Annotated in this window: 18 protein-coding genes; 3 read left to right on the plus strand and 15 right to left on the minus strand. The window is 38.2% G+C overall.

From position 1 onward, the window contains the following. The first annotated feature begins 5 nt into the window (after nt 1-5). On the plus strand, nt 6-908 hold the full coding sequence (locus ACLHK8_RS04560) for a magnesium transporter CorA family protein (RefSeq protein ID WP_057774108.1): 903 nt from the start codon (nt 6-8) through the stop codon (nt 906-908). A gap of 148 nt (nt 909-1,056) precedes the next feature. Here the strand turns inward: ACLHK8_RS04560 and ACLHK8_RS04565 are convergent, their stop codons facing one another. From ACLHK8_RS04565 to ACLHK8_RS04625, 13 genes are all read right to left on the minus strand, one after another. Continuing rightward, nucleotides 1,057-2,013, minus strand: coding sequence for an ATP-binding cassette domain-containing protein (locus ACLHK8_RS04565; protein ID WP_410250475.1), 957 nt, complete (start codon nt 2,011-2,013; stop codon nt 1,057-1,059). After that, complete coding sequence (locus tag ACLHK8_RS04570; protein WP_057774110.1) at nt 1,994-3,088, minus strand: ABC transporter ATP-binding protein; 1,095 nt, start codon at nt 3,086-3,088, stop codon at nt 1,994-1,996. Before ACLHK8_RS04570 ends, ACLHK8_RS04565 begins: the two co-directional genes overlap by 20 nt. A 15-nt stretch (nt 3,089-3,103) precedes the next feature. Continuing rightward, entirely contained in the window at nt 3,104-3,991 is an 888-nt protein-coding gene (gene oppC, locus ACLHK8_RS04575; protein WP_406827451.1) for an oligopeptide ABC transporter permease OppC, read from the minus strand. A gap of 52 nt (nt 3,992-4,043) precedes the next feature. After that, the gene (locus tag ACLHK8_RS04580; protein ID WP_057774114.1) at nt 4,044-5,534 is read right to left on the minus strand and encodes an ABC transporter permease; all 1,491 of its coding nucleotides are present in this window, start codon (nt 5,532-5,534) and stop codon (nt 4,044-4,046) included. A gap of 82 nt (nt 5,535-5,616) precedes the next feature. Further along, the gene (locus ACLHK8_RS04585; protein WP_323707575.1) at nt 5,617-7,593 is read right to left on the minus strand and encodes a peptide ABC transporter substrate-binding protein; all 1,977 of its coding nucleotides are present in this window, start codon (nt 7,591-7,593) and stop codon (nt 5,617-5,619) included. A gap of 249 nt (nt 7,594-7,842) precedes the next feature. Beyond that, on the minus strand, nt 7,843-8,496 hold the full coding sequence (locus tag ACLHK8_RS04590) for an amino acid ABC transporter permease (protein ID WP_057774119.1): 654 nt from the start codon (nt 8,494-8,496) through the stop codon (nt 7,843-7,845). 13 nt (nt 8,497-8,509) lie between these two features. After that, the gene (locus ACLHK8_RS04595; RefSeq protein ID WP_057774121.1) at nt 8,510-9,148 is read right to left on the minus strand and encodes an amino acid ABC transporter permease; all 639 of its coding nucleotides are present in this window, start codon (nt 9,146-9,148) and stop codon (nt 8,510-8,512) included. After that, a complete protein-coding gene (locus tag ACLHK8_RS04600) occupies nt 9,145-9,978 on the minus strand; it encodes a transporter substrate-binding domain-containing protein (protein WP_323707574.1) in 834 nt (277 codons plus the stop codon). The genes ACLHK8_RS04595 and ACLHK8_RS04600 overlap by 4 nt, the downstream gene beginning before the upstream one ends. Before the next feature lie 12 nt (nt 9,979-9,990). Further along, nucleotides 9,991-10,731 carry an amino acid ABC transporter ATP-binding protein gene (locus tag ACLHK8_RS04605; RefSeq protein ID WP_057774125.1) on the minus strand — a complete coding sequence of 247 codons (741 nt, stop codon included), beginning with the start codon at nt 10,729-10,731 and terminating at the stop codon, nt 9,991-9,993. Between the two features lie 204 nt (nt 10,732-10,935). Further along, nucleotides 10,936-11,793, minus strand: a complete 858-nt coding sequence (locus ACLHK8_RS04610) for a DUF6681 family protein (RefSeq protein ID WP_057774127.1) — start codon at nt 11,791-11,793, stop codon at nt 10,936-10,938. Between the two features lie 19 nt (nt 11,794-11,812). Then, nucleotides 11,813-12,280 (minus strand): hypothetical protein, encoded by a 468-nt coding sequence (locus tag ACLHK8_RS04615; protein WP_057774130.1) that lies wholly within the window; start codon nt 12,278-12,280, stop codon nt 11,813-11,815. 166 nt (nt 12,281-12,446) lie between these two features. After that, a complete protein-coding gene (locus ACLHK8_RS04620; RefSeq protein ID WP_057774132.1) occupies nt 12,447-12,884 on the minus strand; it encodes a Fur family transcriptional regulator in 438 nt (145 codons plus the stop codon). Nucleotides 12,885-12,960: 76 nt separating this feature from the next. Next, entirely contained in the window at nt 12,961-13,530 is a 570-nt protein-coding gene (locus ACLHK8_RS04625) for a hypothetical protein (RefSeq protein WP_057774134.1), read from the minus strand. Between the two features lie 254 nt (nt 13,531-13,784). Between ACLHK8_RS04625 and ACLHK8_RS04630 the strand changes: the two genes are divergently transcribed. Further along, entirely contained in the window at nt 13,785-13,964 is a 180-nt protein-coding gene (locus ACLHK8_RS04630; RefSeq protein WP_046871436.1) for a hypothetical protein, read from the plus strand. Nucleotides 13,965-14,017: 53 nt separating this feature from the next. On the opposite strand, the gene ACLHK8_RS04635 is transcribed toward ACLHK8_RS04630, so the two are convergent. Together ACLHK8_RS04635 and ACLHK8_RS04640 are read right to left on the minus strand one after the other, a co-directional pair. Further along, a complete protein-coding gene (locus tag ACLHK8_RS04635) occupies nt 14,018-14,569 on the minus strand; it encodes an ECF transporter S component (protein ID WP_057774136.1) in 552 nt (183 codons plus the stop codon). Between the two features lie 4 nt (nt 14,570-14,573). After that, a complete protein-coding gene (locus ACLHK8_RS04640) occupies nt 14,574-15,419 on the minus strand; it encodes a PfkB family carbohydrate kinase (protein WP_057774138.1) in 846 nt (281 codons plus the stop codon). A 404-nt stretch (nt 15,420-15,823) separates the two neighbouring features. On the opposite strand from ACLHK8_RS04640, the gene ACLHK8_RS04645 reads away from it, so the two are divergent. Then, nucleotides 15,824-17,227, plus strand: a complete 1,404-nt coding sequence (locus ACLHK8_RS04645; protein WP_057774140.1) for an APC family permease — start codon at nt 15,824-15,826, stop codon at nt 17,225-17,227. The last annotated feature ends 67 nt before the right edge of the window (nt 17,228-17,294 follow it).

The raw sequence follows: 17,294 nt of genomic DNA on the forward strand, positions 1-17,294 counted from the left end.
ATACTGTGATCAAGTCCTATGAAAGTGATCAAAAACAAAAATTTGAATTAATTCTTGTTCAAGACTGTACGGAAACGGATAAAAAACAATTGATTCAAGATTTCGACTTACCTTCGACCGTTTTAGAATACGTTGACGATAAGGATGAACCGGCACGAACTGAGGTTGATGTAGAGGGCGATTATGCCCTTTTGGTTTTCTGGGCCCCATTAAAGGGATCTGCTCATTCTGAACCAATTTCTGTCATTTTCTTTGATAAAAAACTTTTTATCTTTTTGAGTTCTGAAATGCATTTTGTCAGCGACACTCTTAAAGAGTTGCGTGATCAAGCGTATGAAAAACGCATGTCTTTTGTGTTAGACCTCATTTTACCGATTGTCCGTAAATATATTGGTCGGGTAACTAAACTAGAATATCGTGCAGACCAAATTCAAGACAAGCTCAGTGCTCGAACCCGCATGAAACGTCTAGATGACTTGACCCTCATTAATCAAGATGCAATTTATTTACGCGCTTCAATTCAAGAAAATTCCAGTTGTTTTGAAGATATTAAATCTCTTTCAAAAGACACAGACATTCCCTTTGATAAAATCTGCAATCGAAAGTTGCATAATATTCAACTAGAAACCAATCAAGCTAGTCGAATGATTGGTTTGATTTCCGAAAGCGTTGAACAGTTAAGCAATACCTATGATCGTTTAATTAATAACAACCTAAATGATATCATGCGTTTTCTTACTATCTGGTCACTTCTATTAGCAGTCCCACCCATCGTTAGTGGCTTTTACGGGATGAACATGCATTTACCGCTGGTTTCTGGTTCACTAGCCTGGTTGGCTTCTATTATCCTAACAGGAGTCCTTATGTTGGCACTGATCATATACTTGCATAATCACCATTCAGTTTAATAATTCAAACAAAAAAATTGCTAATCAACTTAATGATTAGCAATTTTTGTTTTGCTTGGTCCATCTCGCAACCTGCTAAAACAGTTCGGGGTTGGAGTGAACTGCCCTAACAAGCTGCGAGATGGACCAAGCTTTCATTCATTAACGTTTATACAGAGGCCGTTTGAGCTAAAAGTTCTCGGTAACGTTCCTCTTCTTCATGATTGGCATTTACAAAATGTCCGGGTTTTATTTCGATAAATCTTGGCTTGTCATTTTCATAGTGATGAACCGATTCATCATAAACCAAAAGTTTCTTTTTACGTGCCAGAATTGGATCTGGAATGGGAACAGCTGACAATAACGACTTTGTATATGGATGAAGCGGATTTGAGAATAGCTCTTCCGTTGTCGCCAGTTCTAAAATTCTTCCATTATGAATAACTGCAATCCGATCTGAAATAAACCGTACAACCGAAAGATCATGAGCAATAAAAAGATAGGAAAGACTACTTTCGCGTTGAAACTTCTTTAATAAGTTTAAGACTTGCGCCCGAATCGACACATCTAAAGCAGAAATAGGTTCGTCGGCAACCACCAATTCAGGCTTCATAATTAGTGCCCTGGCAATTCCGATCCGCTGCCGCTGACCACCTGAAAACTCATGTGGATACCGATATAAATGTTCAGGGAGCAAGCCGACCTCTTCAATTATTGCTTTAACCTTATTTACACGATCTTCCTCAGAATCGAACAATTTAAAATTATAAAGTCCTTCAGAAATAATATATTCTATTGTTGCACGTTCATTTAAAGACGCTGAAGGATCTTGAAAGATCATCTGAATTTTTCGGGTAACGTCTTTCTTTTTAGCATCCGACATCGGTGCATTAATCTTCTCACCATGAAAATTAATGGTTCCTTTTTTAGTTGGATTAATACCAAGAATTGCTCGTCCAATTGTAGTTTTACCAGATCCTGATTCACCAACAAGAGAAAAGGTTTCTCCTTTGTAAATATCAAAATTAACATCCTGAACGGCCACAAATTCTTTTTTTCCAGAGCCGAATGCAATTTCAAGATCACGAACAGAAAGTAATACTTCTTTATTTGATGACAATTGCATCGCCGCCTTTCTCAAAATCCATAGTGGTTTCCGTTTCCATCATTTTTACAAAATGATCGTGTAAATTTTGGATTAATGCCGGTTTTTCAACTTTCGGTGCTCTCGGATCTAACAACCATGTTTTAGCCCAATGAGTATCCGAAACTCTGAACATTGGAGGCTCTTTTTTGTAATCAATTTCCATGGCAAACTTATTTCGAGGTGCAAAGGCATCCCCTTCAATATCTTTATACAATGATGGTGGCGTCCCAGGAATTGAATACAACCCGGCTTCTTCAGTTGCCAATTGTGGCAATGATGAAAGCAGGCTCCACGTATATGGATGACGTGGGTCATAAAAAATTTCATCGCAGGTTCCCAGTTCAATAATTTGGCCTGAGTACATAACCGCAATTCGATCTGCAATTGAAGCTACTACCCCAAGATCATGCGTAATAAAAATTGTTGTGAAATGATATTCTTTTTGAAGATCCTTAATTAGCTCCAAGATTTGCGCCTGAATCGTTACATCTAATGCAGTGGTTGGTTCATCACAAATCAAAATCTTGGGATGACAAGCTAAGGCAACTGCGATAACAATTCGTTGTCTCATACCTCCTGAATATTCAAATGGATATTCATTATACCGGTTTTTGGCATTTGGAATCCCAGTTCGTTCCATTAAATCAATCGCAATTTTTTTTGCTTCTTTTGCATTTTTCTTTTGATGTTTAACAACAACTTCGGCAATTTGGGAACCAATTGTTTTAATCGGATCTAGTGAAGTCATCGGATCTTGAAAAATCGTTGCAATTCCTTTTCCTCGGATACCATCCCACTCTTTATCCTTCTTTAAGTCACTTAGCACTTTATCCTCATAGGTCACCGTTCCATTCGAAATGTAACCATTTGTTTCAAGCATCCCCGTGAATGCTTTCGTTAAAACTGATTTGCCCGAACCGGATTCTCCAACAATCGCGAGTACTTCTTGATCCTTCAGATCCAAAGAGACATGACGAATCGCTTTTAGTTGACGACCACGCACTTGGAAATCTACAGAAAGATCCTTGGCTGATAATACAACATTATTTTTCATTTCTGTCTCTCCTTTCTACATATGTGTTCGTGGATCAGAAGCATCAGCCAAATTTTGGCCAACGATATACAATGAAACGGCTATCAAGGCAAGAACAAACACTGGCAGCCAGAATAGATATGGATAACTAGTCATGTACGGTGAATACTGAGAAATTAACCTACCTAAAGATGGCACATCAGAACTTAAACCAACACCTAAGAAAGAAAGAAATACTTCATAAGAAATGAATGAAGGTAATAACTGTGAAAGCTGCGTAACAATTACTGAAGTTAAATACGGCAAGATATTTCTGAGAATCATCCGCGTAGTTGGGGTCCCTAGCGTTTTAGAAGCAATGTTGTATTCCTGATCACGACGTAACATAACCTGAACCCGAATAAAGTATGCTGTTCCTAACCAGGTGGTTACAGTCATCGCAAAAATTAAATTCCAAAATCCATTACCAAACGTATAGGACAACACAATAATGATGAGTAGGGTTGGTACGTTTGAAAAAACATTGTAAATTTCAAGCATAAGACGATCAAACTTTTTTGAGAACCCCCAAAAGGCTCCCACAATAACCCCAATAACTGTTGTAATTAGTGAAGCAATAACCCCAATTGAAATTGAAGTTCGAGCCCCTGCCCAAATCGCATCAAACAAAGACTGGCCATCGGCATCCGTTCCAAACCAATACTTCAGACTTGGCCAATTATACCGGGCTTTAAAATCATTAATTTTATTGACACTCATTAAGTTGTAACCACTGAATAGCGGTTGAATAAAAGCCATCAACAGGATAATTAAAATCAGAACAAACATGGCGATTGTAATCTTGTTAGAAAAGAAAACTGTTGCTACTGATTTCCAATACGAATACTTTGGCGTGTCAATTTTTTCAGTCGCTTTTTTATCCATTTTAACGAGTGCAAAATCGTCTTCTGTAATTTCTTGATTATTCTCTGCCATCTTAATCATCTCCTGACGTTGATAATTTAATTCGAGGATCTACAATCGTCATTAGAATATCACCCAACAAGATTGAGAACACAGCGATGGTGGTGAAAATAAATACTAATGCAATCACAATCGGATTATTATGAGTAAGAATTGCATCAGGTAACATTTTTCCCATTCCAGGCATTGCAAAAATGGTTTCAGTCATGGTAGCACCACTGATTAAACCAATGATAGATCCTGGCAATCCTTGCACAATTGGAATTGATGCATTTTTAAAAATATGTTTCCGATAAATTTCACCGTCATCCAGCCCTTTCGCCTTAGCAAATTTCACATAATCAGAAGATTGTTGATCAATCATATAGCGTCTAAACCAGATAACCAGACCAGAAACTGATAAGAGTCCCAAGATAACAGATGGCAAAACCCACGATCCAAAGACTTCTGCCCCTTTCGTTGGGAAGGAATCAGGAAATCCGAATCCTGCACTCCCAATGTAACGGAAAACATAAATAAAGGCCAAACTTGGTACTGCAATTAAAACAGTGACAATTCCGGTACCAACTTTATCAAACCACTTGCCTTTAAAACGAGCCATCAAGATAGCCATTGGAATTGAAATGACGTAAGAAATAATCAAAGCAATAAAACCAGCTCTAAAGGAGGTTCCGATCATTGATGGATCTTGATACTCTTGCTCTGTACCTGTGTAATGTCCACCATAACGTTCTTTTGCCATTGAATCTTGCTTCGCTGAAGTTTGATATTGACGCGTATAAACGTTGTCAGAACTATTCATCTTATTACCGTTTGGAAATACATACTCGCTACTCTTGGTCTCACCTTGATGATTACCAATAACGTCCATAACAGCTACTCCTGAGTAACCAGGATATGATGTTCCTAAATCAATATGGAAAATATTTTGATGGATGTATGGGAAAGCTTTATTAAAGTAAATTTGGTATTTATATTTCGTACCAGACCCAACTAATGCCCAACCAACAACCTTATCCTTTGTTATTTTCAAATATCTAGGCAAATTGGGATTCTTAGCATCATGAATAGCCCAGGGGTTATCAATATGAATCAGATTCCCATAAAACTTACCAAGCCGTTCTACTAAGGAAAGCTCACGCGTCACGTAATAGTTTTTGTTTTGTGGATAACGATGAACTGTAAAGCCATTCTTCTTAGCCCAGTCTTTAATCGCCGTTGCATTACTTTGCGTATGAGCAGTTGTTACTTCCTTACCACTATTAGAAACTTTCTTTAAAAGTGATTTTGTATCCAAGTACTCAATGTAATTCATTTTGTTATACGCATTATCTTTGTAATCAATCAATTTATCGGGCTGAGAATTCAGTTTACTAATCATAGAATCTGATTTGAAGACATCTCGTCTTGGGACTAATGAATAAATCATAATAAAAGTTAAAGTCGTTACCAAAAAGATACTGACAATAGATCGTACAATTCGAAATAATAAATATTTCTTCATAAACTTCTTCCTCCTCGCATCTTCTAAATAGAAAAAGGGCTAGTTAACGGCTAGCCCTCCTTCTTTTTAAGCGTTAAATCTATTAATTATTGTCAGCAGCTTTGGCAATCTTTTCACGTTTTGAAGTCCAAGCAGCTTTTGCTTTCTTATTTTGTGAAATCGTAACAGCTTTCTTTTGAACTTTCACATATTTATAACGTTGTGCACCAAGCCCAGATTGTGCGTATGGCTTTGTGTATGGTACAACCTTTGTAACAGAAGGTGAACCACCAAGTGAATATACAGGAATCTGAATACCACTGTTAAGCAACCATGCCTCAGCTTTTGCAAATGCTTTGTAACGAGCATTTGTATCAGTTGTAATTGCTTCAGCTTTGCTTAACAACTTAGCGTATTGATCCAAGCCAACAGCTTTTACAGCGGCTGTGTCGGAAGCAATCTTAGTTGTTGAACTAGCATCTAATCCAATTGTTTGTAACATTGAACCTGATTCAGGGTTGTAGATTTCAAGATATGATGAAGGATCATCATAATCTGGAGACCAACCAGAAGCATTACTAATATCGAAATCACTTGCTGCACCAGTGGTTGCTGCGTATGTTGCAGCATTAAACTTGTCTTCATTTAACATTTGAAGATCAATTGTGACATTCTTTTTACCAAGTGTTTTTTCAACTGAATTTTTAAATGATTTTGCTTCATTCAAGTTAGTTGTAGATTTCTCATCTACTGGTAAATCTAAATGAATTGTGCCAGTGACGCCTTCAGATTTGAGTGTCTTTAATGCTTTGGCAAGATACTCTTTTGCCTTTGCTGGTTTGTAAGTTCCATCTTGAGCATCTGCTAAGTTAACACTGCCAAATGCATCAGAATCGTTCTTGCTCAAATCAGTTTCAACTTGTGAGCCGTAGTCTTTACCATCAATTGTAACGAATGAAGGAGGAGTCATCTCGTTACGTAAGGCTTTATTGGCACCGCTCTTACCGTTAATTTGTGCCGCGTAGTTGGTCTTATTAAAGGCAAATTGAACAGCTAGACGAAAATCACGGTTCCAAATAGCTTTTTTAGTATTAGCTTTAGCCTTAGATGTTTTCTTAGATGTTGCACTGTAAGCACGACGATTTAAGTTAAACGTAAAGTTATATACAGATGCATCTTGATCAGACCAGATAATGTTATTTTTACTTTGTTTAACAACATCTTTGTAACCAGCAGAGCTTGGGTAAACTCGAGCGGCAGTGTAATCGCCACTCTTAAATGATTTGTAGAGACCATCTGGATTACTACCATCATTGTATGTGAGTTTTACAGTTTTAAGATGAACATCCTTTGTATCCCAGTAACTACTGTTCTTCTTAAACTCGATAACTGATTTAGAAGTGAAGTTGGATAAGACGAATGGGCCATTATAGAGAATTCCATCGGCTTGTGCCTTACCAAAGTCTTTACCCTTTTGAGCTAAGAACTTAGCATTAACTGGGAACATAACCCCATAAGTTAATTTAGAATTCCAATATGTTTCTGGTTGATTCAAAGTGTATTGCACTGTGTATTTGCCAGTTGCTTTAACACCAACCTTTGAAAAGTCTTTTGTCTTGCCACTTACATAATCGTCAAGGCCTTTAATGCTGTCTTGAACCACATATAAGGTTTCTGATTTAGCAGCAACCGCATGCTTCAAACCAGTTACAAAATCCTGAGCTTTGACGTCGGCGTAATCATTACCTTCGCTATCAACCCATTTGACGCCCTTACGCAAATGATATGTATAAGTCTTGCCATCTTTGCTGACTGACCATGATTTAGCTAAGGCCCCTTTAAGTTGCCCCTCTGGATTGCGTTCCAAAAGTCCGTCCTCAAAGTTTGAATAAATGTCACTATTTGATGCCCGTGATGACACTGTATAATCCAAATTATCTGGATCAAGTGTATACACATAATTATAACTTGAAGCTAATTTACTAGAACTACCTGAGTTTGCTTTGCTATTACCACAGCCAGCTAACACAAGTGCGCCAACCAAAAACGTTGCGACTAGCCATCCTTTTTTTACCTTCATACGCCCAACTCCCTTATTTTTTTATCTCCTCAAACGCCCGTGCTCTTTTTATGAGATTATTTAAATAATAGCTTCACTTTTTTTTAATGTCAATGATAAATTTAATATTTTTTAAATTTTGTCTAATACTATATTAGATAAATGCCTTTATAAAGGGATTAAAAATGATTTTAAAAAGTTAGAAAGATTAGAAACAAATGAGATAAAAAAGGATGCATGCTTTCGCATGCATCCTTTTCAATCGATTTTTTAAGCCAAGCGTTTTTCCAAATAGTGTGACAAAATTGAAAGCATATAACACACCACAAAATACATAACAGCTAATGCCAGAAACATCGGTAAAATATAATTACTGTTTTGTCCGTAAATAATTTGTGCGTGATACATTAAATCCGGTAACACGATGATTGTCGCCAAGGAAGTATCCTTAATCAATGAAATGAATTGGCTCACAATTGTTGGAATCATTTTCTTTTGTGCTTGTGGCAAAACAATGTGCCACATGGCCGCCCAGTATGAAAGCCCGTTTGCCCGGGCCCCTTCCATTTGACCAGAGTCCACTGCACCAATCCCACTACGAATAATCTCTGCTAACATGGCTGATTCAAAGATCGTCATCGCTAAAATGGATGACCAAATCGGATTTAAACGAATCCCTATGTTTGGAAGACCAAAGTAAGTGAAGAAAATAATCAGCAACAATGGTAAATTACGAATCAAATCAATGACAAAGCCAACAACAGCTGATAAGTATTTAACTTTGATATAACGAATCAGCCCTAAAATAGCTCCTAAAATATAACTAAATACAATCGAAACCACCGAAACCTCAATCGTAATCCAAAGTCCTTCAAGGAGATAATGAATATTTACCCAAGAATAAGCATTAATAAAATTTTGCAATTTTCTTCACCCCCTAATCCAAACGTTTTTCAAGATATCGCATATAATAGCTAAGCGGCATCGTGATGATTAAGTACAAAATTCCTACTACAAAGTAGGCATTCAGTGTATCAAAACTTGTTGAAGCGATTGTATTACCTTGATACATCAAATCAAATCCAGCCACAAAGGCCAAGACAGAGGAATTCTTCACTAAATTAATAAATTGGTTACCCAATGGCGGAATAACAATTCGGAATGCTTGTGGTAAAACAACAAACCGCATTGCTTGCGAAAAGGTCATCCCGTTTGCGCGGGCCCCTTCCATTTGGCCAGGATCCACTGACTGGATTCCCGAACGGACGGTTTCTGCAATAAATGCCGATGTATAAATCGTCAGGCCGATCGTTCCGGCAGTAAAGCCGTTTACCTTCACAAAGAACATTGGAATGACCACGTAAAAGAACATGGTGATTACCAATAAAGGAATGTTTCGGAAAATTTCAATATAGACTCTCGCAATGATTCTCAGTGTTTTACTGGGAACCACTTCAAAAATGGCAAAAAACGAACCAATAATCAGACTAAAAAAGAGCGCTAAAATACTGCATAACAACGTTTGACCTAATCCATAGAGGAGGTCTTGCCAATGATTCGCGATAATACTAATCATTTCTCTGCCTCCTTATAGTCAAATCCAGAAATGTTACCAAACCACTTTCTAACAATGCGATCGTACTCACCATTTTCGCGAAGTTTTACCATGGCTTGATTGATCTTATTTACAAATGGTTTTTGTCCCTTGTTCACGGCAATTCCATAAGGTTCCTTAGTAAAGGCGCCACCCACAACTTTATATCCTGGGTTTTCAGCAGCCATTCCTAGAAGAATCCCATTATCCGTTGTCAGGGCCTTTCCTTGACCAGACTTCAAGGCTTGTAGTGCTTGGGCGTAATCTTGTAATTCCAAAACTTTGGCCTTAGGCGCCACTTTTTGGAAGTTTTCAACCGAATTAGCACCTGTAACAGCCAAAACCTGAGTTCCTGTCTTGTTTAAATCTTTGACACTTTTAATTGAACTGCCGTCTTTTACCATCAAGGATTGACCGGCATTAAAATAATGATCAGAAAAATCAACCACTTTTTGACGTTCAGGTGTAATGGTCATTGTGGCAATAATGGCATCAATATTACCGTTCTTCAACAGTGGAATCCGAGTTTGACTAGAAACCTGAATAAAACTAGCTTTTCCACTTGGTCCTAGAATTTGTTTTGTGAGCGCCTTGGCCATATCAACATCAAACCCTTTAATGGTCGAATCATTTACGTCCATCAACCCAAACAGTTTGGTGTCAGCTTTGACACCCCAAACAATTGTGTTGCTCTTCTCTGCATTGCTCAAGACACTTTGACTCTTGGTTGTCGTTGCACCACAACTACTAAGAATCATGACGAGCGCACACAGCGAGGTCAGCAATCCTAAATATCGAATTATTTTTTTCATGCGGATCCCCCTCTAGTGCTTAATAATCTTGCTAAGAAACTGCTTTGCTCGTTCATTTGAAGGCTGCCCATCAAAGAATTTCTCCTTGGTATCATCTTCCAAAATATGTCCATCAGCCATGAAAATAACCCGATCACCCACTTCACGCGCAAATCCCATTTCATGTGTAACAACCAACATTGTCATGCTGGAATCTCGCGCGATATCTTTCATAACGTTCAAAACATCATCGATCATTTCTGGATCAAGGGCACTTGTGGGTTCATCAAACAAGATACACTTAGGTTCCATGGCTAAACTACGAGCAATGGCGATTCGTTGTGCTTGGCCACCAGAAACTTGAGCAGGATAACTTTGTGCCTTGTCGGCCAACCCTACCTTGTCCAAAAGCTGCATAGCAAGTTCTTTATTCTTAGCTTCATCCTTTTTTAAAACAATTCGAGGAGCTAACATAATATTTTCCAAAACCGTTTTATTTTGATAAAGATTAAAATGTTGAAATACCATTCCGACATTTTTACGGATTTTGTTCATATCCGTTTTCTTATCAGCCAGATCAAATCCATCAACAATTAGTTGGCCTTGATTGATGCGTTCCAATCCGTTGACTGTTCGAATCAACGTACTTTTTCCAGAACCAGATGGTCCAATTAAAACAACTGTTTCTCCGGCTTCAATTGTCAAATTAATATTGTGTAAGGCATGGAAATCTCCATAGTACTTTTCAACATCGTGAAATTCAATCATTGACATGTAATCTTCCTCTTTTTCTTCAATATACGACTTGTGCTTAAATTCATCTCTGCATTTACTCGTCGTGTTTGGTACTCCTTAGCAAAATGAAAATTAATGTTCATTATCTATTATATCAATTTTAAGGTACAAAAAAGAGCCTGTCAAAAATTTAATAATTTTGATAGGCTTTTTCTCATTCTTATACATTTATAATTCATGCTTTTAATACGATTTTCTTCTTACTTGGGTAGTTTCATCTTCCCTTTTTTTGTACGCCATTTGAATTTTTGCTTGATAAGGTGCTTCTTCAGTCATCAAACTGGAACGCCCGGCAAATTTTCGCTGTCCACCAATCAAAACGGCCTGTGCCAAATATAACTCATATTGTTTTTTGGCGCTAAAGTAATCTGATAGGCCAACACTAGCTACTTTACCAATTCGCACTAAGCTCATCTGATTCATCCCAGCGTACACATTAGCCTCACCATCTTCTTCACGAAGTTCAAAATATGGAAAAGGCATCCCTTGACCAATGGCATTCATTTCCGTTTCGTTAGATTCCTGCAAATGATTTAAAATTTCATCATCGCTAAGGCCTTCATAGTCTGCCATCGCAAAATTATTTTGAATCATTTGTTCTGCAAGTTGCTGAATATTGTGTAGATCGCTCTGATTAGATTTGATTGTGGCTGGTAAAATTGAATTTTTCTCAAAAATTCCGGTGGAGGGCACAATTGCTGTTCGACCTCGGTTTGCCCGGTTACGCAGATTTTCGTTTTCGATTGCTTCTCGTGGCTTTCCGCCTAATATTTTTTCGATTTTGGGCGAAATATCAAACGGCGCCTTTTTAGTGGTGAAATAATAATAAATATTCATAATCAAAAAGTAGAGAAAAATAATAAAAACCGCAATAAATCCAAGGCCCCGGAGCCAGCGACCATTTTCGAAGAAGCGATATGCCAGATATAACATGTAAAAGTTACCGACAAAACCAACAATGGTATAAATGCGATTTTTTAGTTTTAGATTAACGTTAATATAACCTAAGTAATGGTTAATCATATCAATAATTGAAAACAAGTCTGATCACTCCTCCCTTTTAGTCACCCGTATCATTTTGAGTCGTTGTCGCCGTGCTACTTGATGAGCTAGCCGCTTTTGTAGTTGCCGAACTCGCTGCGCTAGACGAAGCCGAAGTTGCACTTGAACTATTGGTTGTCGGAGCAGTTGAAGAACTACTACTGGAGTAGACACTACTGCTTGCGGCCGACGAGGACCCACTATTTTGTGCAGAACTGGACGAGCTATTAGAATCAGAAGACGAACTTGAGCTATCGTCGCTCGAGCTGCTATCTTCTTTTTTACTACTATCATCAGAGCTCTTCTTTTTTGAAGCAGAACTACTTGAGTCTGAATCAGAAGTTTTATTAACTGTTTGTGTTGTTCTTGCGGATCCACCATCCGTCGTGCCCGTAACCTTGTTGACCACAACGTTTGTGGCACTCAAAGCAATTAGAATACTTACAATGGCAAACGGCGTAATAAAAGGTGGTGTTCGATAGACCATAACATTTCTCCTTCACGGTTATTTCTTAGTTACTTAAATTTTAACAAACCAAACGGTATTTGCATCTCAAAACTTAAAAAACATAGTAATTCTTTAAAACTATTATTTGAATATTAAAGACATTAAAAATGCCGTACAAATTATCAGAACGGCAAATTTAATCTTATTAGGCTTGCTGCTTTTTTGCACAGTTGGCACATAGTCCGTATAACTCAAAGCGATGCCCTGAAATCTGATAGCCCGGTAATTGGCGTTCAAAGAAATCAAGTGGACACATCTCCACTTCTTCTACCTTGCCACAATTCGTACAGATAAAGTGGTGATGATGTTGTTGAGTGACGTCACACTGATACTTTACTTGGGCATGCTCACCTTGAATAATTTGCTCTACCAAGCCGATGGATTCAAATTCTTTTAAGTTACGATAAACGGTGTTATGACTCATTTTAGGATAATGGGTCCGCATTTGTTCATCTACTTGAGTGACATCAATATATTTGTTTTCATGTTGCGTCATAATCTGAATTAAGGTTTGACGTTGTTGCGTGATTTTTAAATTATTTTGTTTTAGTACTTCAATTGCAGCGGTTAACTTGGTATCCATTTTTAACTCCTCTAATCCTAAATAGTAATAATTACTCTTTATAAAAGTTTAGCATACCTAAGCCAAACTTGATAGATTATTGATTGGCCACAACTTTTTGTAAATTCTGAACAATCTCGTCAATTTGTTTGCGGGCATCTTCCCATTGATCATTTAAAATCACGTGTGCCTTACCTCGAAGCGCTGTCGGCAACTGAAGATCGCGTTGATATTCTTCACTCGCGAGCCTTTTTTCAACCATTTCGGCATCATCCCCACGTTCGTGGAGGCGTTTGGCCAAACTTTTATGATTTGAAACTGTCATGTATAAAACGACCACTTGTGCGCCAAGTTTTTCTACATAGGTCACAGCACCCTTGGTATCTAACACAATACTGGCAAGCGCATTTCGTTTCCAGCCCCGCTCTAATCCTTCATACGAAGAACCATAATGATACCCTGCATAAACCACATTTTCAAGATAATGATTATCGAAAAAACTTTTATCCGTTTCAAAATAATAGTCTTTTCCAGAAATTTCATCCTTGCGCGCAGGTCTTGTTGTGTGAGTGATGACTTGCGGGATCCGATAATAAGTTTTTAAGTAGTCACTAACAGTTGTTTTACCAGTCCCCGTGGCACCAGTAATGACAATGATTTTATTCATCAATTTTCCACTCCATAGTTATTTCATTTGTCTTTTATTGTAACATGCTGTAGAATAAAAAAATAAAGTTAGATGTAAGCGATTTCTAAAGTTTTCTGAAATCTTTTCAACTTAATAAAATAAATGTGTCAAAAAGCTGCTTCTATCCGATTAGCTTAGATAATCAAACGATTCCCAATTAGGATCATTTGACTATCTAAGCTTCTCTGACCGCTAAGCCTTTTGCGACACTAAAACAAAGGAGGGTCAACATTATGACCTTTGAAAAATATAGCCACAACTGGTTCAGCATTGCTCTTGATACGGAAAAACAAGTTTTTATCGCCAATGACAAAGCTGACCCAACATTTGAAGCGACTGGAATCACCATTGAATCAGCTGTTCAAAACTTAAAAACGATTATGGCCATTCAAGGTAATCTACAGGATGCCTAACCAAATAAATAAGGGGTCAGAGAAATTTTATCATTTCTCTGATCCCTATTTATTTAACCTAATCCTGAGCGTTTTAAGATATTTTTTAATGGATAATAAAGAATCATCACTAGTACAAACGTGGTAATCGAATTAACGATGGTCGCGGGTTCGCTGGCAATCGCCCCAACAACTGCCGCATGTAATTGCATCCCTTCATACGCAACCCCTTCAATCACTGAGTTCCCAAATGAAGTAAAAATTTTCGTGAATCCAGCTACAAATGCGACAAGGACAATATGCCATTTTTTTGTATCATCACGCCGCAAAAGTCGGAACACCAAGGTGACAACTGCCGCCACAATAATCACTTCAATGATTGTGAGATAGGCCGTACTTGCATATCCATGGGTGACATCAAACAGTCCCAACCCAATTGCCCCTGCTAACGATCCGTATCCGAAACCTAAAAACATAATTGCTAAAGCGGTCAAGGCATTGCCAAAGTGGACAAATGGCCGGCCAATCATGGCAGGAATTGGAATTTGAAATACTGAAATACCAATAAAAATAATTGCAGCAAATAACGCCGTAACGATAATTTTTCTTAATTGATTGTTATGCATAACGTTAACTCCCCTTGTATGCTAATATTTTTGAAAAAACAGTTTGTAACCGAACTCCCATTCGTGGGTCTCGTGAAATTTGTTTGATTGTATCAGCTACTGCTTCACTTGTCCATTGATTGGCAAGGGTTAAAGCAGTCTCAAATGATTCTTGATTTAAAAGAAATTCAAATACCAAACTCGAGAAAAGATCTCCAGTACCAAAATAATCTCCGGAAACTTTTTGGGAAGAAACATATTTAACTTGTTGGTCACTCATAAATACCATGCCAATTTGGTTATCTCGTTCAATTCCAGTGATGGCAACTTTAGAGAGACCCGTTTTTTTTGAAAGCTCGGCAAGAATTATAGCCAATTCTGATTTAGTGACATGCTCAGGTACTTTCCGATTCAAAATCAAGCAAGCTTCTGTAAAATTCGGCAGAAACACTTGAACATGCTTACACAACTGCAAATAGTTCTCCACAACTACCGCAGTCATCCCTGTGTACAACTTTCCATGATCGGCAAATGCGGGATCTAAAACCACCAGATTAGGCTGATCCGCCTTTAACAAGTTGTTTACTTCATGATAGACTTTTTGATTATTACCTAGATATCCAATTAAAACATTTTTAAAACGAACATCGGCTGTTTGCCAATGGTGACGAAATTCTGGGATTGCTGTTTCCATGGATACTGAGGCAGGTTGCCCAAAACCACCGGTGTGTGTGGACAAAAGGATTGAAGGCAAAATGGCTGGCTGTTCCCCGAATACAGTTACGACTGGCGTGGCAATACTCATAGAAACTGATCCAACTGTAGATAAGTCTTCGATTAACAATGCTTCATTTGCCGTAATGACCGCCACCTTTGCTCAGATTTTAATTTTTTTCATTATACCATGAAGACGAATAGCTAATGGTAGATGTTGTTTTGGTGGTCTGCAATCACTGTTAATGTTTCTGCTAGGCAGTAGGACAACTCCACAAGTCAGCAATGAATATATAAGTAAGGTTCCCACTGCTACGCTTCAGTTGTTGGTTTTCGGAACGAAAACCTTTTATGCTTCGGTCGTTGTCGATTCTTGTGGCAAAGTTCGGCCGCAATAACTCGCAGCGGGATGCGATCCCGCTTCCACCTCACTTATATATTCATTGCTTAACGACTTGTTACGTTCACTTTTATTTTTTCTCATTGACTTTTAATATTTTTCTGGATATAGTCTAATAAACTGGTTACAGTTTGAGTCACTACATTTAGGGAGTGTTGTTTATGTCATTACGCGGACGAATTTTCCGCAAAGAAAGTCGTGATCGTTACATTGAGCGCGACAACCGTTTCGAAAAAACCATGAACGGTTGGGATTTAATTGCCCTTGGAATTGGTGCCGTCATTGGTACCGGAATCTTTATTTTACCTGGAACCGTCGCCGCAACCAAAGCTGGTCCTGCCATTATTCTTTCCTTCGTGGTTGCTGCCATTGTTTGTTCTGTCGCTGCCATGTGTTACGCTGAATTTTCTTCCGCGTTGCCCGTTGCCGGTAGCGCCTATTCTTATGGGAACGTCGTGTTTGGTGAAATCGTCGGTTGGATTTTAGGTTGGGCCCTCATTTTAGAGTATGTCCTGGCCGTCGCGGCGGTTTCCACCGGTTGGTCGGCCTACTTTAGTTCATTTATATCAGGATTTGGCCTTCATATTCCTCAAGCCTTGTCTGGCCCATTTGATCCTGCCCATGGGACTTACATAAATATTGTGGCCATCATAATCGTTTGTATCATTGCGTTATTTCTATCGAAAGGATTGAAATCATCCCTTCGAATTAACAACATCATGGTCATCGTCAAACTTGTGATTATCGTGCTATTTTTACTAATTGGCGCATTTTACGTCAAGCCAAGTAATTGGCATCCCTTTATGCCCTTTGGTGTTAAAGGGATGTTCCAAGGCGCTTCTACCGTTTTCTTTGCTTATCTTGGGTTCGATGCCGTTTCTTCTTCGGCAGCCGAAGTAAAAGATCCAGATCACAACATGCCATTTGGAATTATCGGGACTTTGATTATCGCAACCGTCCTGTACATTGGCGTTTCAATCGTATTGACTGGGATGATTCCATTCACCAAATTAAACGTCGCAGATCCCGTGGCCTTTGCTTTACAAGCTGTTAATCAAAACTGGCTAGCTGGTCTTTTATCTTTAGGCGCATTAGCCGGGATGACCACCATGATGGTGACAATGATCTTTAGTAGCTCCCGATTAGTTTATTCCACTGGTCGTGATGGCTTATTGCCAAAAACATTGGGCAAAGTTAGTGCTAATCATTCGCCACTCCATGCCATGACGGTTGTCACAATTGTCATTGCCATTTTGGGTGGTCTAGTTCCTTTGGACCAATTAACTAACCTTGTTAACATTGGTACACTAATTGCGTTTGCCGTTGTATCCTTTGGAATTATTCCCCTTCGGAAACGAAAAGATATCCCTAATCATGGATTTAAAGTCCCATTTTATCCAGTATTACCAATCATTTCGGGATTCTTATGTATCTTCTTAATGACCACTTTATCTAAGGAAACCTGGATTGCGTCTCTATTGTGGTTTGCATTTGGTCTACTAATTTACTTTACTTACGGAATTCATCACAGCCAACTGGCACAAAAAGATAACGAAAAAAAGTAAATTAGATCATTAAAAATTAATTAGTTAAATTACCTCCGAATAGTTGCAGAATGGCGTATAATTGGTG

Source organism: Pediococcus sp. M21F004, assembly GCF_051122535.1.
Classification (GTDB): Bacteria; Bacillota; Bacilli; order Lactobacillales; family Lactobacillaceae; genus Pediococcus; species Pediococcus inopinatus.

Excerpts from the sequence above, each read along its gene's own strand:
- ACLHK8_RS04565 (WP_410250475.1), bottom strand. The coding sequence starts at position 2,013 with ATGCAATTGTCATCAAATAAAGAAGTATTACTTTCTGTTCGTGATCTT.
- ACLHK8_RS04570 (WP_057774110.1), bottom strand. The coding sequence starts at position 3,088 with ATGAAAAATAATGTTGTATTATCAGCCAAGGATCTTTCTGTAGATTTC.
- oppC (WP_406827451.1), bottom strand. The coding sequence starts at position 3,991 with ATGGATAAAAAAGCGACTGAAAAAATTGACACGCCAAAGTATTCGTAT.
- ACLHK8_RS04580 (WP_057774114.1), bottom strand. The coding sequence starts at position 5,534 with ATGAAGAAATATTTATTATTTCGAATTGTACGATCTATTGTCAGTATC.
- ACLHK8_RS04585 (WP_323707575.1), bottom strand. The coding sequence starts at position 7,593 with ATGAAGGTAAAAAAAGGATGGCTAGTCGCAACGTTTTTGGTTGGCGCA.
- ACLHK8_RS04595 (WP_057774121.1), bottom strand. The coding sequence starts at position 9,148 with ATGATTAGTATTATCGCGAATCATTGGCAAGACCTCCTCTATGGATTA.
- ACLHK8_RS04600 (WP_323707574.1), bottom strand. The coding sequence starts at position 9,978 with ATGAAAAAAATAATTCGATATTTAGGATTGCTGACCTCGCTGTGTGCG.
- ACLHK8_RS04605 (WP_057774125.1), bottom strand. The coding sequence starts at position 10,731 with ATGTCAATGATTGAATTTCACGATGTTGAAAAGTACTATGGAGATTTC.
- ACLHK8_RS04615 (WP_057774130.1), bottom strand. The coding sequence starts at position 12,280 with ATGGTCTATCGAACACCACCTTTTATTACGCCGTTTGCCATTGTAAGT.
- ACLHK8_RS04620 (WP_057774132.1), bottom strand. The coding sequence starts at position 12,884 with ATGGATACCAAGTTAACCGCTGCAATTGAAGTACTAAAACAAAATAAT.
- ACLHK8_RS04625 (WP_057774134.1), bottom strand. The coding sequence starts at position 13,530 with ATGAATAAAATCATTGTCATTACTGGTGCCACGGGGACTGGTAAAACA.
- ACLHK8_RS04630 (WP_046871436.1), top strand. The coding sequence starts at position 13,785 with ATGACCTTTGAAAAATATAGCCACAACTGGTTCAGCATTGCTCTTGAT.
- ACLHK8_RS04635 (WP_057774136.1), bottom strand. The coding sequence starts at position 14,569 with ATGCATAACAATCAATTAAGAAAAATTATCGTTACGGCGTTATTTGCT.
- ACLHK8_RS04645 (WP_057774140.1), top strand. The coding sequence starts at position 15,824 with ATGTCATTACGCGGACGAATTTTCCGCAAAGAAAGTCGTGATCGTTAC.